Source organism: Planotetraspora mira, assembly GCF_016863275.1.
GTDB classification, from domain to species: domain Bacteria; phylum Actinomycetota; class Actinomycetes; order Streptosporangiales; family Streptosporangiaceae; genus Planotetraspora; species Planotetraspora mira.
This window is the reverse complement of sequence record NZ_BOOO01000050.1, coordinates 1-13994: the sequence shown is the minus strand read 5'-3', so window position 1 is coordinate 13994 and position 13994 is coordinate 1. Positions and strand designations below refer to the sequence as shown.

The window sequence follows — 13994 nt, the reverse complement described above, 5'->3', positions numbered from 1 at the left end:
GTGACAGTGGTCGCACAGCAGGACGGCTCGCCGGTCGGCTCTGAGCTCCGCCCGAGGCGTCGGGTGAGCGTGCTCGCCTGGCTGACGGTGGCGCCGTTCGCCATCTGGGCCGTGCTCCGATCGATCCCCGCGGACGTGCACTTCCGCTGGGTGCAACTCGTCGGCTTCACGCCTTACGTCGCACTGGCGTCGGCCGTCGCACCGATCGTCGCGCTGGTCTCGCGCCGGTGGACGGCCCTGGCCGCGAGCCTCGTCGTCACCGCTGTGCTCGCGGCCTGCGTGCTGCCCCGGGCGACGGCGTCGGACGTGGACGGAGGCGGGCCGTCGCTGCGAATCCTCTCCTCCAACCTGATGATCGGCGCGGTGCCCCCGTCCGCCCTGGTCGATCTCGTACGGAGTCTCCGTCCCGATGTGCTGACCCTGCAGGAGCTGACCCCGGCCGCCGCCGCCGGGCTGGACGAGGCCGGGATCGGCACGCTTCTGCCGTACAAGGTGGATCGCTCGCGGCCCGGCACCGGCGGTTCCGGGATCTACACCCGGTTCCCCGTCACACCGGGCCAGGCCATCGACATCGGCGGCTTCGGGCAGGCGCGGGCCATCGGGACCGCGCCTGACGGGAAACCGGTCGAGATCGTGTCCGTGCACCCCTGCGCGCCGCGCTACCAGGACAGGTACCAGTGCTGGGCGGACGGCCTGGCGGCGCTCCCCTCACCCGCCGGATCGAGACGCGTCCTGGCCGGCGACTTCAACGCCACCCTCGACCACGCGCGGGTCCGCCATCTGCTGGACGAGGGGTACTCCGACGCCGCCGAGGTCACAGGGAACGGCCTCACGACCACCTGGCCGTACCAGCCGTGGCACTTCAACGGCTTCGGCATCCCCACCGTGACGCTCGATCACGTCATGGTGAGCTCCGGCGTGGCCGTCAGGGATTTCAGCGTTCACACCGTCCCCGCCACCGACCATCGGGCCGTCTTCGCGGAGTTGGGCCTCACCGCCGGGTGAGCTCCTCCCGGAAGATGCCGGATATCAGGGCCACGCCCCGCCTTGCGCCGCCCACTTGGTCAGTTTGAGCACTGTCCTGCCAGACGCAGGAGCTCGTCGACCGACCACTGGTCACCGGCGTGCCTGCCGTACTTGACGGCCCGAACCCGTCCGTCGGGGCCGATGAGGAAGTCCGCCGGCAGGCCGAGGACGGTCTGCCCCCCGGTCGAGAACGGCGTCCCGCCGGCGCGTATGCCGCGGATCACGACGGAGTAGGTTCGCGGCTTCAGCGGGGCGGTCCAGGCCCGCGGGTGCAGGACGGCCCGCGGGGACGCTTCCACACCGAACTCGGCGTACAGCTTCTTGTCCGGGTCCGCGACCGCGGCGAAGGGGAGCTCGCCCTGGTGAGGCAGCATGTCCTCCGTGGGAGAGTGGAACACCGCGATCTCGCGGATGCCCGCGGCGGCGATCTCGTCGTGTCGCCGGGCCACGGTCCGGAGGTGGACGTTGCAGATGGGGCACCCTGCGTAGCGCCGGAACTGCAGGTGGACGAGGGACCCGGGGTCGGGCAGGAGTACCCGCTCCGACCGGATCGACGTCAGCTCGCGCGGGGCGACCATGTCACCCGGAGCGAAGCGGCTCGGCTGGGCGGAGCCTGGCTTCGATGAGGTGTTCATGAGACCTTCCGATCTACTCGGGGATGTTCTACGGGTCAGGGCCGGAACGCGTCCGCGTGCTCGGCCGCCCACTCGGCGAACGTGAGCGCCGGGCGGCCGGTGACCTTCTCCACGACGCCGGTGACGGTGGTGCCGAGTTCGTTGGGCGTGCCGTACAGCCGGAGGAGCGTCTCCACGAGCTCCGCGTCGCCCAGCCCGGGAGGGAACGCCTGGAAGAGGAGCCGCTCGGGCCGCCCGCCCTCCGCGACCCACTCCTGCCGCGTCTGGTCGGGCGTGAGCTCCTCGAATCTCAGGTCGCGGCCGGTCGCCTCGGCGAGCATGCGGACCTTGTCGCGAGGAGTCACCACCTCCGGCCCGGTGAGGTGGTACGCCTGCCCCGAGTGGCCGTCCTGGGTTAGCGCCGCAGCGGCCACCGCGCCGATGTCGGACTCGTGGACCGGGGGGCTCTTCCTGTCGCCGTACGGCTCGCGGACGACGCCGGTGCTCCGCAGCGGCTCGCCCCAGTCGGTCAGCGTGTTGGCCATGAACTCCACCGGCCGCAGGAGGGTCCAGTTCAGTGCACTGGCCTGTACGGCGGGCTCCAGGCTGCCCGTCTCCCAGCCACCGAGGACGGTGACGCCGCGGACTCCGGCCCGCAGGGCGAGGTCCACGATCTCCTGCCCGTTCCCCAGGGGCCGGTATCCCCTGCCGAAATTGATCAGGTGGGCGGCGGCGACGCCGTCGAAGGCGGGCTCCAGCGTGGCGGCGTCGGCGAGGTCGCCGGCGACCACCTCCACGCCTTCGGGAAGACGGGCGGTGGCGGGGTGACGGGTCAGCGCCCGTACCTTCTGCCCGGATGCGAGCAGGTGGCGGACCACCTGGCGGCCGACGGTGCCGGTGGCTCCGGTGACGAGAACGGTCATGCCGATGCTCCTTCGCTGGGACGGGTCGTGCGGATGAAGTCGTCGATGACGGCGGCGAGCCGAGGCCCCTGGTCCTCCTGGACGAAGTGGCCGGCGCCGGTCACGGTGGTGTGCGGACGCCCCTGCGCGCCGGGAATGCGCTCGCGCATCGGCTTGTGGGCCTGGCCGAGGACGTGGTCGCGGTCGCTGAACGCGCACAGGAACGGTGTCCGCAGGGTTTCCAGCACCTCCCACGCCTTGCGGTTCGCCGGGGCGGCCTCGTCGTCGGGCGAGATGGGGATGAGCAGGGGGAAGCGGCGGACGCCCTGCAGGTGGTCCTCGCTGGGGAAGGGCGCGTCATACGCGGCGCGCACCGCGGGGTCGATATCGGTGACGGTCCCCCTTTCGACGACCGCTCCCGGCTCGAACGGGTGGGCACGCTGGCTGAACTGCAGCCACTGGACGTAGAACGGGCCCATGTCCCCCTGGTCACCCGTGTGGAGGACGGTGTTGGTCGCCACCACGCGGCGGAACCGGTCCGGGTGCTCGGCCAGCAGGCGCAGCCCCAGCAGGCCGCCCCAGTCGTGGCACACCATCGTGATGTCCCGCAGGTCGAGCCGGTCGAAAAGGGTCTCCCGCAGCCAGTCGACGTGGCTCTGGTAGGTGTACGCGAAGGGGGACGCGGGTTTGTCGGAACGGCCGAACCCGATGAGGTCGGGGGCGACGCAGCGGTGTCCCGCCGCCACGAGCGGCGGTATGACGTTCCGGTAGAGGTAGCTCCACGTCGGTTCTCCGTGCAACAACAGGATCGTCTCGCCGGAGTCTTCCGCCGGATCGCCCGGGCGCTCGTCCAGATAGTGCACGCGCAGCCGGGTGCCTGCGGCGTCGCCGGCGTCGATCTCGACGTAATGCGGCTCGAACGGATAGCCGGGCAGGTCCTCGAACCGCGCGTCCGGGGTCCGCAGCACGTCCATGCGCCGCGATGTCGCCGCGGACGCGCCGGCACTGCCGTCCGATGTGTTCACCGTCATGATTTGTCTCGCTCTCCTGATCGGCCCGCCGCATCGTCCGCGGCGAGCGGGTCGCATCCTGAGAGAGCCTTGGACAGCCGGAGTGTGACATCGGCGTCCGAAAAGTCGTCGAGACGTGCACGGCTCAGCGTTCTGGATGAGATCCGGGTCACAATTCGCGGGCGGATGTCACACCGGGACCGCCCGTGCCTCTCTTAGGAGGCATCCGCACCACTGAGGAGACCGCGATGCCCGACACCTCGCAGGACGGCGCGACACGCGTGTTCGCCGACCATCGTGAGCTGCTGTTCTCCATCGTCTACAACATGCTCGGCAGCGTCGCCGACACCGAGGACGTGCTGCAGGAGACCTGGTTGTCGTGGGCGTCCAGAGACCCTGACCGGATCGGCAACCCGCGCGCCTATCTGGTTCGGATCGCGGTGAACCAGGCTCTGGCCCGCCAGACCGTCCTCACCCGGCGCCGCGAGACCTATGTCGGGCAGTGGCTGCCGGAGCCGCTCGTCGCCTCGGGCGACGCCGCCGACGACGCGCTGCGGTCGGAGTCGGTGTCGATGGCGCTCCTGGTGGTCCTGGAGACCCTGACCCCGCTGGAGCGGGCGGTGTTCGTCCTGCACGAGGTGTTCGGCTACGCCCATACCGAGATCGCCGGCATGCTCGGCCGCAGCCCGTCCGCGGTCCGCCAGCTCGCGCACCGCGCTCGCGAGCACGTCCAGGCCCGGCGTCCCCGCTACGAGGTCGACTCCCGCACGCAGCAGCGCGTGACCGAGCGGTTCGTCGCCGCCGCGTTCGGCGGCGACCTGGACGCACTGCTGGAGATCCTGGCTCCCGAGGTGACCCTGTGGACCGACGGCGGAGGCAAGGCGACGGCGGCGGGCCCGCGGCCCGTCCACGGCCGTGACAAGGTCGCCCGGCTGCTCGTCGCCCGCACCGCCCACCCGTTCGAGGGGCTGGACATCCGCTACCGGCGGGTCAACGGCGACCATTCCGCGGTGGTGTTCGTGGACGACGCGCCCTTCGCCGTCCTCGTCGTCGACCTGACCCCGGAGGGCGACCAGGTCCGCGACATCTACACGGTCACCAACCCCGACAAGCTCACCCGGATCCGCTGAACACCGATCCTGAACGTGCCCAGGCGGCGTCGCGCCCGCCTGGGCACAGGTGAGAGGTCAGGCGGCGGCGCGAACGGTGATCTCGTCGACCCGATCCGGGTAGAAGGCGACATGGTCCTTGATCGCGGCCACCGCGGGATAGGGATCCTCGTAGCGCCACACGGCGTTGACCGCCTTCTCCCCGCCGGAGGGGATGCTGTAGTAGCCGCACTCGCCCTTGTAGGGGCAGTAGGTCGTGTGGCCGGTGCGTTCCAGCAACTCGAAGTCGACGTCCTCGACCGGGATGTAGTGGACCGGAGGGTAGGACGCCTCGCGCAGGATCAGCGCGCCGCGCGTGGAGGCGACCACCCGCCCGCCGACGGAGACGACGATCTCATCGGTGCTGGGCTCGACGGTGATCGGATGATCCGGGCCGGGCACTCTGACGTCTTTGCTGGTCATATGGTCCTCCTCGGTCGGAATCTATTCGGCCTCGATCGATCACACGGCGACGGTCTCATCCCGCACGGCCACATCGAGGTCTTGGACCAGTATCGGCGGGACGCCGGTCTCCGTGCCGAACCGGTGGCAGGCGAAGCGGATGCCCTCCGCCTCGGCGTACCGGGCCGGGCGGCCTGATCACACCAGACAGTCTGTCTATCCGGTCAATCGCCGGGACGTTCGGGGGCGAAGTGCGTCATCCCGGTCTCCTGACCCGCACGGACTTCACGACGTCCAAGAGAACAGGCCATGCGCGGGGCCGGCGCGGCGCACGATGGGAGGCGGACACGGTCCCGCGGCAGGTGAGGGGACCCGCCTGAGCCGTACGAGGCGTGTCCAGGCGGAGGGGGGTCCTCGCCTGCCGGGGGCCGCGCTCGGATCGGGGGGTTCGTGAGCATCGACGCGTTGCGGGGACGGCCGGCCGTCGTCATCCCGGCGGTCGTCGCGCTGGGTGCGGGCATCTGGGGAGTCGACCGCGGGTCGATGTGGCATGACGAGGCGACGTCGTTCACCGTGGCGCGCCGGTCGCTGCCTGCCCTCTGGGACACGCTGGGCCATATCGACGCGGTCCATGGGCTCTATTACCTGCTGCTCCATCCACTCCTCGCCCTGGTGAGCGGCCCCGAACTCGGAGAGATCGTGCTGCGGGTCCCGTCCGTGCTGGCCACGGGCGTCGCCGCGGCCGGCGTGGCCGCCGTCGCGGCGCACACGGCCTCGTCCTGGACGGGCCTGCTCGCCGGCCTGGTCTACGCCACGACCCCGGTGGTCAGCTACTACGCCCAGGAGGGACGGTCTTACGCGATGGTCACCGCGGCCGTCGTCCTGGCCACCCTCTTCCTGGCGAAGGCGGCGTCCGAACCGCGGCGCCCGCGCTGGTGGGCACTGTACGGCGCGGCCGTCGCCGTCGGGTGCCTGCTCAACGTCTTCGCCGTGTTCGCTCTCCCCGCCCATGCCGTGACGCTCCTCGTGAGCCGGACAGGCAGGGCGGCGCTGGGCCGGTGGGCGCTCGCCTGCGCCGCCGGCCTGGTGCCCGCCGCCCCGCTCGCCTGGGTGAGCAGCGAGCAGCGGGGACAGGTCGGCTGGCTCACGAGGCCCGGCTGGGAGTCCGCGGGAGACCTGGTCACCCGCTTCGCCGGGACCGGGGCCCCGCTCGTGATCACAGCCGGTCTGGTCGTCCTCGCCTTCCTGCCGCGCCGCCCCGCGGAAGACGCCGCACCGATGACTGCGCGGCCATCCCTGCTCGCCCTGGCCGCTCCCATGGCGGTCCTCCCACCGGCGGCGTTGCTCGCGGTCTCCCAGGTCAGGCCCTTCTACCAGGACCGCTACGTCCTCTACTCAGTCGTCGGGGTGGCGTGGCTGGCCGGCGCGGGACTCGCGGCCGTCGGACGGCTGAGCAGGTGGAACGCTCCCGGCGTCGTCGTCGCGTGCGCGCTGCTGGGCACCACCGCCGTCCTGGCCCTCCCGTCCCAGGCCGACGTCCGCCGGATCGCCAGCCGCAACGACGACCCGGCAGGCGCGGCGCGCGTCATCCGGGAGGGCGCCCGGCCCGGTGACGCCGTCCTGTTCCTGCCGATGGGCCGGCGCATCGTCGCCGACGCGTACCCGGAGGACTTCACCGCGGTCCGCGAGGTCGCCTTGACCCGAACCGCCGCCCAGACGGGTGCCCTGATCTCGCAGGAGATCCCGGCGAGCGAGGTCGCGGCCGCGCTGGACGGCGTGCCGCGCGTATGGGCGATCCAGCGCTCCCGCATCAAGGACTCCCGCCTGAGCACTCCGCAGGATCTGGCCAAGCTCCGACTGCTGCGTGCCGACTACCGCCAGGAGGCCCGGACCCGTGTCCACGGGTACGTCATCCGTCTGTTCGTCAGCGAAGCGGCCGGTCCGTCCGGGCGATGATCAGGCCGATCAGACACCGGCGTGCGCCGTACCGGTCGTGCGGAAGCGGGCCGCGTACGCCGACGGAGTGGTGCTCAGGTGGCGCGCGAAGACCCGTCGCAGGGTCTCGTCGCTGCCCAGCCCGCTGCGCCGGGCCGTGGCGGTCACACTCTCGCCGCGCTCCAGCATGATCCGGGCGGCCTCCAGGCGCATGGTCTCCACGTAGGCCGCGGGGGTCGTGTCCGCCTGCTCCCGGAACAGCCGGGACAGGTGGCGGGGGCTCACTCCGGCGTTCCTCGCCAGGGCGCGCGGGCTGTGGTCGGCCGCCGGGTCGGCCGCGATGGCGTCCAGGAGCGGGCGCAGGATCGGGTGGCCCGTCGCGGAGGTGCGGGAGGCGACGGAGAACTGCGACTGACCCCCGGGCCGCTGAAGGAAGACGACCAGGTCACGCGCGACCCTGCGGGCCACCTCCGGCCCTTGGTCCTGCTCCACCAGGGCCAGGCACACGTCGATTCCCGCCGTGACTCCCGCCGAGGTGAGGATCGGCCCGTCCTGCACGAAGATGGCGTCCGGGGTGACGGTGGTGTCCGGATGACGCCGGGCGAGGTCCGCGGCGTGCTCCCAGTGCGTCGTGGCGCGGCGGCCCCGGAGCAGGCCGGCCGCCGCGAGAGCGAACGCCCCCGTGCAGACCGCCGCCACCCGCTGAGCCCTGCCGGCCAGCAGCCTCACCTGTTCGACGAGGACGGGACGCTCCTCGAGCGTGCCGAGGTCGGCCGGACCGGGAACCACGAGCGTGTCCGCGTGATCCACGCGCGCGGACGGAAGGTCCGCCGATATGCGCAGGCCGGTGGAGGTGGTGACGTCCCGCCCGTCGGGGGTGCAGACCTCGACGGTGTACGCGCGGGCGCCTCCGGAAGCGGTGGCGAAGACCTCCAGCGGCGCGGCGACGTCCATCAGCCGCACCCCGTCGAAGGCGAAGACGATCACCCGGTGCGGGGGGCGATCGGCGAGTCGGTCGTGCATTTCCCCAGGGTACGGCGGGGCTCCGCCCCCTCCTGAGGTCGTGTCCCTATCTGTGGGGTTTCGGTCCCGGAAGACATGGCCGGGGTCTCCGGCCGACCGGCAGGGTGGAGACATGGACCGAGGCCGGACACGGCCTTCCTCTCCAGAGCAGGAGTTCGACCATGAAGGTTCAGGAGCACGCCGTCGCCGGAGTGACCGTCCCGGACACCAGGCTTGCCGCCGAGGCGACCGAGTTCGTACGCGACGCCGCCGGCGACCTGATCTACCACCACTCCCGCCGCGTCTACTGGTTCGGCAGTCTGCAGGGCCACAACCGGAGGCTGAGCTTCGACCCGGAACTCCTCTACATCGGGGCGATGTTCCACGACCTGGGTCTCGGCGAGGAGTTCCGCGGGAGTGGACGCCGTTTCGAGGTGGACGGCGCCGACGAGGCCCGTCGCTTCCTCCAGAGCCGCGGCGTCCCCGAGGACAGCATCCGGCGGGTGTGGACGTCGATCGCGCTGCACACCACGCCCGGCATCCCCGAGTACATGGAGCCGGAGGTCGCCCTGGTCACCGCCGGTGTGGAGTACGACGTCCTGGGAATCGGCTATGCGGACATCCCCGAGGGCAGCCGGGCCGAGATCGTCGCGCTGCATCCGCGGCCGCAGTTCAAGCGGCGCATCCTCGAGGCGTTCACCGAGGGCATCGCTCCCAGGCCGGAGACCACCTTCGGAAACGTGAAGGCGGACGTCCTCCAGCACTTCGTTCCCGGGTTCACCCGCGGCGACTTCGTCGAGATCATCAAGAACTCGCCCTGGCCCGAGTGACGACACGGCCCGCGTCGCGGGTCACGAGCCGTCGCGGCCGCAGAGATGGGGCACGCCGCGGAGGACTTCCCGATCGTGGCGGTACTCGTCATCGTCGATCTCTCCGGCGACGAACCTCTGGAAGAGGACGTCCTCGGGAGTCCTCGCCCGGCGGCCTCTGGCCTTGAACCGGAGCGCCGCCCCGACGCCGCCGACGACGGCCACCCAGAACAGGACAGTGAGGAGGAGGAAGAGAGCTTCCTCCTCGCCGGTCGCGATTCCGTACAGATACATCTGGCTGTCTCCCCGATCGACGCCCTGGTGTCTTCACACCAGTGGCCGTACCCCCATGTTCATCCGCGCGGCCCGGCACCACCAGGGTGCGTTTTGCCTGGGTGTGGCATTACCTGGGTGCGGCGTTGCCCCCTTTGGGCGCCGTGTCCCGCAAGACGATCTCTGCTCGCGGGGATCGCTCCGTCAAAGCTTTCCGCACCTCACAGCAATTACCTATTTAGCCCATAGGAATTGAGGGTTACTGTGGACGTGTGGTGGATTCCTCAACTACTCAGGGCCGTCTCCCCGTGGTCGCGATCGTGGGAGGCGGTGCGAGCGGCACCCTCGCCGCGGTGCACCTGCTTCGCCAGGCGGTGTCCTCCCGCACGCCGATGCGGGTGGTGCTGGTCGACCGGTACGGGCGTCACGGGCTGGGGCAGGCCTACGCGACAGACGACCCCGGTCACCTCCTCAACGCCTGCGCGGACAAGATGAGCGCGATCGCCGACGACCCCGGCCATCTCCTGAGGTGGGCGCGGCGGAACGGACTGGACGTCGCGGGCTCCGACTTCCTGCCCCGCATGGTCTACGGACGCTATCTGCGCGATGTCCTGGCCGCCGCCGAGAGCCAGGCGTCCCACGGCGCCCACGTGACGCGCGTGACCGCGGAGGTCTCCGCCATCACGCGGTCGTTCCCTTCCGCCGCCCCCGTGGTCCACCTGTCCGGTGGCGGGCGGATCGACGCCGACGCCGTCGTCCTGGCCACAGGGAACTCCAGGCCCGCGCCCCTGTCCCAGGTGGTGCGGGACGTCCAGGCCCGTTACGTCGGCGATCCCTGGGCGCCGGGCGCGCTCACCGGGATCGGGGACGGGGCTCCGGTCCTGGTGGTGGGAACCGGCCTGACCATGATCGATGTGGCGATCACCGTGACCCGGTCACGGCCGGGCACGAAGGTGTACGCCCTGTCCCGGCACGGCCTGCTCCCCCGGGCCCATCGATGTCCCGCCGGCCCGCCCATCCCGATGTCGATACCCGACGACGCGACGCGGCTCGCCGATCTGCTGGCCGCCGTACGGGCCGCCGTCAAGTCAGGCGACGGCGACTGGCACGCGGTGATCGACGGCCTTCGCCCGCATGTCCCCGCGTTGTGGGGACGGCTCGGCCTCGACGACCGCCGCCGCTTCCTCGGCCTGGTGGCCCGTTACTGGGAGGTCCACCGGCACCGCATCCCTCCTTCCACCGCCTCCCTCATCGCCCGGCTGCGGATGACGGGCCGCCTGGAGGTCGTCCGCGGCCGCCTCGCCGGGACCACGGCCGCCGACGGCGAGGTGATCGCCCACGTCGACGAGGACGGGACGCCCCGCGACCTCCGCGTCGGATGGGTGGTCAACGGCACGGGCCCCTCCTCCGACGTGACCCGCGATCCCTTCCTGTCCGGCCTCTTCGCCGCCGGTCTCGGCCGGCCGGATCCGCTGGGGCTGGGCCTGGACGCCGACGACGCCGGCGCGGTTCTGGACGCCGGAGGGCGGCCCAGCGAAAGGATCTTCACCCTGGGTCCGACGCTGCGTGGCACCCGGTACGAGACCACGGCGATCCCGGAGATCCGCACGCAGGCCGCCGGCCTGGCTCCCCGCCTCATCACGGCGATCAGGAGCGGGCGGCGCACGGACGCCGGTCAGTACGCCGCCGTGTCGTTGTCCTTCCGCCATTCGGCTTCCGCGCCCGCGTCCTGGGCCGCGGTCCAGCTGGCCAGCACGGCCAGACGCTCCGCGGTCGGGGAGCCGGGCTCGGCCGTGTAGGCGATCAGGGTCTGCTCGTCGTCGTCGGCCAGCGCGAGCCGTTCATAGGTGAAGACGAGTTCGCCGACGGTCGGGTGGTTGATGCGTTTGAGGCCCTGCGTCTTCTCCCTGACCTCGTGATCCGCCCACAGGGTGCGGAACTCCGCGCTCTTGATGCACAGCTCGCCGATCAGCGCGGTGAGCCACTGGTCGCCGGGGTGCCTGGCCGCCTGCAGGCGCAACTCGGCGGCGACGGATTCGGCGTCGGCCGCCCAGTCCGGGAAGAACGTGCGGGACTCCGGGTCGAGGAAGAACTGACGGGCCCGGTCGCGGGAACGAAGGTCGTCGGTGAGGCCGAACACGGCGACGCCGAGCGTGTTCGCGGTCACGATGACCATCCGGTAGTCGACGACGATCGCGGGTGTGTCGCGCATGCTCTCCAGCAGATGCCGCACACTGCGGCGGATGGGCTGCCTGCCGCGTCCGGTGGCGCGGTGCGGCCGCGCGAGATCGTGCAGGTAGGCGTGCTCCGTGGGGTCCAGGCGCAGCGCCCGGCTGACCGCGTCGAGCACCGCGTCGGACACCTGCCGGCCGCGTCCCTGTTCCAGGCGGATGTAGTAGTCGGTGCTGACGCCGGCCAGTTGGGCGACCTCTTCGCGGCGCAGGCCGGGGACGCGGCGCCTGCCGTAACCGGCGAGACCGACGTCCTGGGGACTGAGGCGGGCGCGCCGCGACCGAAGGAAGTCGCTGAGCTGGGCATTCATCCGTCGAGTCTAGGCGCGATTCCCGCGGCCGGAGTGGTTCTGCCAGGCCTATGTTGAACGTGACCCTGGCTGCCGGCGCCGGCCGGCGGCAGCTTGGGGGCATGAACGAATTCACTCTCGACAAGGTTCGGCTCTGCGCCGGCGGCCCGATGGTGGGACGGCAGGGTTTCGGCGCCATGGGCATCAACACCGCCTACTACGGCCGCACCGACGCGTCCGAGGCCCGGGCCACGCTGGAACAGGCCCTCAGCCTCGGGATCACCTTGTTCGACACGGCCGACGCGTACGGCAACGGCGCCAACGAGGAGTTCCTCGCCCCATTCCTCGCCGCTCACCGCGATGACGTGACGATCGCCACCAAGTTCGGCCTGGACAACGAGAAGCCGGGGATCTTCAACGATCCGGCCTACATCCGCGCCGCCGCCGAGCGCAGCCTGCGGCGGCTGGGCGTGGATCACATCGACCTCTACTACATGCACCGGCGCGACGTGAGCGTGCCGATCGAGGAGACCGCCGGCGTCATGGCGGAACTCGTCACGGCCGGCAAGGTGCTGCATCTGGGCCTCAGCGAGGTCACGGCCGACGAACTGCGGGCGGCGCATTCCATTCACCCGATCGCGGCAGTGCAGTCCGAATGGTCGCTGTTCAGCCGGGACATCGAGACCGGCGTCGTCCCCGCCGCCGCCGCGCTCGGGACCGCGCTGGTGCCGTACTCGCCGCTGGGCCGCGGCGTCCTCACCGGCGCCGTTCCCTCCCTCCAGGGCCTGGAGGCCGGCGACGTCCGCCACGCGATGCCGCGTTTCGCCGGCGGGAACGACCGTGCCAACCACGATCTGCTCGCCCCGCTGCGTGAGATCGCGGCCGCGCACGAGGCGACACCCGCGCAGATCGCCCTGGCGTGGCTGCACACGCGGCAGGACGTGTTCGGTCTGCCCGTGGTTCCGATCCCCGGCACCCGCAGCCGTGGCCGGGTGATCGAGAACGCGGGCGGCGCGCTCATCACCCTCGCCGCCGACGAACTGGCGCGGCTCGACCCGCTCGCCGCCCAGGTGGCCGGTGACCGGTACGCCGACATGAGCTTCACGTCAGCGGGCCGTGAATGAACACGGCCTAACGGGGCAGCGACCGTTCACACCCGCACGGGCAGACCTGGGCGGGCTGATCCGCCCAGTGCAGAGCGATGAACGGGTCGGAGCAGGACGGGTGGTGCACACGCTCCCGGGTCACCCGGTAGGACGCGACGGCCTCGGGATCGTCGGGCGAGCGCCGTGGGACCGGAACCGCCAGCACCCCGATGTCCTGGTCGATGTGGGTGAGCACGCCATGACAGGGACCGCCCAGGCAGATCGCGTTGTGCGCCGGCGGAGTGTTCACGCGCGCCCGGCCCGTCTCGGGCCCGCCGGCCCGGTGCGGTGGCGTGCGCACCCCGGCGGTGTGACTCCTCGCTGATCCGTCACCTACTCACCATACGCTCGCAGATTCAGGCCTCAACACCGAGATGCCTTCGCAATCACGCGAGTATTCGCTCGATCTCCATCTCACCTGAGAGAAGCCACATCGGACGGCGCGACGCCTCGGGGCCGATGAACAACATTTGCACGATTTTCATAGTTTTAAGGGCTTTAGGTAATGCGATGGTCACGCATTCCTCGTTTTTGTGGCTGTTTTTCGGCCCTGGGCATCTTGTACGCCATGAACCTGGGTGCCGTTGGTCGTTCTCTTCAAGGAGCGGCGGATTCAGCGATCACGACAGGAGGCAGCCGGTGTTACCGCATCTGTGCGCCCGCTCGATCCAGGCGCGCTTCACACTGGTCGCCGGAATCATCTCCCTGCTGGCTTTCATGATCATCGGGGGTGGCGCCGACCTGGGCGTCCGCAACCGGGTCGAGAACACCATCTTCAAGGAGACCGAGGGGGTCGCCACCGAGTGGATCGGGTCCCTGCAGTCCAGCTCCGCGTCCCCGGCGACCATCAGGACCGGCAGGTCCCGGATCGATCTCATCCAGCTCGTCGACGACCAGGGCAAGATCGTGGCCGCGAGCCCCGCGGCCGCACGCAGGCCGCGCCTGAGCGCCGTCCAGCCCCCGGTCCATGATCGGATCGACCATCGCACCGAGTGCACCACGCGTGACGGGTGCGTCGTCCTGACCGCCGTCCGGGTCCCTCCACTGGAGACGCAGGTGCTCTGGCAGGGGCAGCCGCACTACATGTACGCCGGCATGGCCCAGCCGCCGCTTCTGGCCTCCAACATGCTCGAACTCCTGACGGGCTCCGCGATCCTGGCGGCGGCGGCGCTCGCGGCCTGGGCGACGTGGTGGGTGGTGGGACGCA

Annotated in this window: 14 protein-coding genes and 2 pseudogenes; 7 read left to right on the top strand and 9 right to left on the bottom strand. The window is 71.0% G+C overall.

Translation table 11 applies throughout. From position 1 onward, the window contains the following. Window positions 1-1005: an endonuclease/exonuclease/phosphatase family protein gene (locus tag Pmi06nite_RS38600; RefSeq protein WP_203958199.1), complete on the top strand. Its 1005-nt coding sequence runs from the start codon at window positions 1-3 to the stop codon at window positions 1003-1005. A 59-nt stretch (window positions 1006-1064) separates the two neighbouring features. Here the strand turns inward: Pmi06nite_RS38600 and Pmi06nite_RS38595 are convergent, their stop codons facing one another. From Pmi06nite_RS38595 to Pmi06nite_RS38585, 3 genes are read right to left on the bottom strand one after another with little or no spacing between them, the layout of a single operon-like run. After that, complete coding sequence (locus tag Pmi06nite_RS38595) at window positions 1065-1661, bottom strand: peroxiredoxin-like family protein (RefSeq protein ID WP_239114493.1); 597 nt, start codon at window positions 1659-1661, stop codon at window positions 1065-1067. Window positions 1662-1696: 35 nt separating this feature from the next. Beyond that, window positions 1697-2563 (bottom strand): SDR family oxidoreductase, encoded by an 867-nt coding sequence (locus Pmi06nite_RS38590; protein WP_203958198.1) that lies wholly within the window; start codon window positions 2561-2563, stop codon window positions 1697-1699. Continuing rightward, window positions 2560-3573 carry a haloalkane dehalogenase gene (locus Pmi06nite_RS38585; RefSeq protein ID WP_239114492.1) on the bottom strand — a complete coding sequence of 338 codons (1014 nt, stop codon included), beginning with the start codon at window positions 3571-3573 and terminating at the stop codon, window positions 2560-2562. Before Pmi06nite_RS38585 ends, Pmi06nite_RS38590 begins: the two co-directional genes overlap by 4 nt. 227 nt (window positions 3574-3800) lie before the next feature. Here Pmi06nite_RS38585 and Pmi06nite_RS38580 point away from each other — a divergent pair, with 227 nt between their 5' ends. Beyond that, window positions 3801-4682: an RNA polymerase sigma-70 factor gene (locus Pmi06nite_RS38580; RefSeq protein ID WP_203958197.1), complete on the top strand. Its 882-nt coding sequence runs from the start codon at window positions 3801-3803 to the stop codon at window positions 4680-4682. 57 nt (window positions 4683-4739) lie between these two features. Here the strand turns inward: Pmi06nite_RS38580 and Pmi06nite_RS38575 are convergent, their stop codons facing one another. Further along, window positions 4740-5123, bottom strand: coding sequence for a DUF427 domain-containing protein (locus Pmi06nite_RS38575; protein ID WP_203958196.1), 384 nt, complete (start codon window positions 5121-5123; stop codon window positions 4740-4742). A 429-nt stretch (window positions 5124-5552) separates the two neighbouring features. Between Pmi06nite_RS38575 and Pmi06nite_RS38570 the strand changes: the two genes are divergently transcribed. After that, on the top strand, window positions 5553-7058 hold the full coding sequence (locus tag Pmi06nite_RS38570) for a glycosyltransferase family 39 protein (RefSeq protein ID WP_203958195.1): 1506 nt from the start codon (window positions 5553-5555) through the stop codon (window positions 7056-7058). 9 nt (window positions 7059-7067) lie between these two features. Here the strand turns inward: Pmi06nite_RS38570 and Pmi06nite_RS38565 are convergent, their stop codons facing one another. Continuing rightward, the gene (locus Pmi06nite_RS38565) at window positions 7068-8060 is read right to left on the bottom strand and encodes a GlxA family transcriptional regulator (protein ID WP_203958194.1); all 993 of its coding nucleotides are present in this window, start codon (window positions 8058-8060) and stop codon (window positions 7068-7070) included. Window positions 8061-8221: 161 nt separating this feature from the next. Between Pmi06nite_RS38565 and Pmi06nite_RS38560 the strand changes: the two genes are divergently transcribed. After that, the gene (locus Pmi06nite_RS38560; RefSeq protein WP_203958193.1) at window positions 8222-8869 is read left to right on the top strand and encodes an HD domain-containing protein; all 648 of its coding nucleotides are present in this window, start codon (window positions 8222-8224) and stop codon (window positions 8867-8869) included. Between the two features lie 21 nt (window positions 8870-8890). Here the strand turns inward: Pmi06nite_RS38560 and Pmi06nite_RS38555 are convergent, their stop codons facing one another. Next, entirely contained in the window at window positions 8891-9142 is a 252-nt protein-coding gene (locus Pmi06nite_RS38555) for an SHOCT domain-containing protein (RefSeq protein WP_203958192.1), read from the bottom strand. 251 nt (window positions 9143-9393) lie between these two features. Between Pmi06nite_RS38555 and Pmi06nite_RS42370 the strand changes: the two are divergent. Continuing rightward, a pseudogene (locus Pmi06nite_RS42370) lies at window positions 9394-9882 on the top strand (FAD/NAD(P)-binding protein); the annotation flags it as partial. Between the two features lie 914 nt (window positions 9883-10796). On the opposite strand, the gene Pmi06nite_RS38550 reads toward Pmi06nite_RS42370, so the two are convergent. Further along, window positions 10797-11663 carry a helix-turn-helix domain-containing protein gene (locus Pmi06nite_RS38550; RefSeq protein ID WP_203958191.1) on the bottom strand — a complete coding sequence of 289 codons (867 nt, stop codon included), beginning with the start codon at window positions 11661-11663 and terminating at the stop codon, window positions 10797-10799. A gap of 101 nt (window positions 11664-11764) precedes the next feature. On the opposite strand from Pmi06nite_RS38550, the gene Pmi06nite_RS38545 reads away from it, so the two are divergent. Next, a complete protein-coding gene (locus Pmi06nite_RS38545; protein WP_203958190.1) occupies window positions 11765-12766 on the top strand; it encodes an aldo/keto reductase in 1002 nt (333 codons plus the stop codon). A gap of 7 nt (window positions 12767-12773) precedes the next feature. Here the strand turns inward: Pmi06nite_RS38545 and Pmi06nite_RS38540 are convergent, their stop codons facing one another. Continuing rightward, window positions 12774-13088: a hypothetical protein gene (locus Pmi06nite_RS38540; RefSeq protein WP_203958189.1), complete on the bottom strand. Its 315-nt coding sequence runs from the start codon at window positions 13086-13088 to the stop codon at window positions 12774-12776. 85 nt (window positions 13089-13173) lie between these two features. Next, a complete protein-coding gene (locus tag Pmi06nite_RS42815) occupies window positions 13174-13305 on the bottom strand; it encodes a hypothetical protein (protein ID WP_275409650.1) in 132 nt (43 codons plus the stop codon). A 121-nt stretch (window positions 13306-13426) separates the two neighbouring features. On the opposite strand from Pmi06nite_RS42815, the pseudogene Pmi06nite_RS38535 reads away from it, so the two are divergent. Further along, window positions 13427-13994 (top strand): annotated as a pseudogene (locus Pmi06nite_RS38535) (hypothetical protein); the annotation flags it as partial.

Coding starts and splice junctions, on each gene's coding strand:
- Pmi06nite_RS38595 (WP_239114493.1), bottom strand. CDS start 1,661: ATGAACACCTCATCGAAGCCAGGCTCCGCCCAGCCGAGCCGCTTCGCT.
- Pmi06nite_RS38590 (WP_203958198.1), bottom strand. CDS start 2,563: ATGACCGTTCTCGTCACCGGAGCCACCGGCACCGTCGGCCGCCAGGTG.
- Pmi06nite_RS38585 (WP_239114492.1), bottom strand. CDS start 3,573: ATGACGGTGAACACATCGGACGGCAGTGCCGGCGCGTCCGCGGCGACA.
- Pmi06nite_RS38580 (WP_203958197.1), top strand. CDS start 3,801: ATGCCCGACACCTCGCAGGACGGCGCGACACGCGTGTTCGCCGACCAT.
- Pmi06nite_RS38575 (WP_203958196.1), bottom strand. CDS start 5,123: ATGACCAGCAAAGACGTCAGAGTGCCCGGCCCGGATCATCCGATCACC.
- Pmi06nite_RS38565 (WP_203958194.1), bottom strand. CDS start 8,060: ATGCACGACCGACTCGCCGATCGCCCCCCGCACCGGGTGATCGTCTTC.
- Pmi06nite_RS38560 (WP_203958193.1), top strand. CDS start 8,222: ATGAAGGTTCAGGAGCACGCCGTCGCCGGAGTGACCGTCCCGGACACC.
- Pmi06nite_RS38555 (WP_203958192.1), bottom strand. CDS start 9,142: ATGTATCTGTACGGAATCGCGACCGGCGAGGAGGAAGCTCTCTTCCTC.
- Pmi06nite_RS38550 (WP_203958191.1), bottom strand. CDS start 11,663: ATGAATGCCCAGCTCAGCGACTTCCTTCGGTCGCGGCGCGCCCGCCTC.
- Pmi06nite_RS38545 (WP_203958190.1), top strand. CDS start 11,765: ATGAACGAATTCACTCTCGACAAGGTTCGGCTCTGCGCCGGCGGCCCG.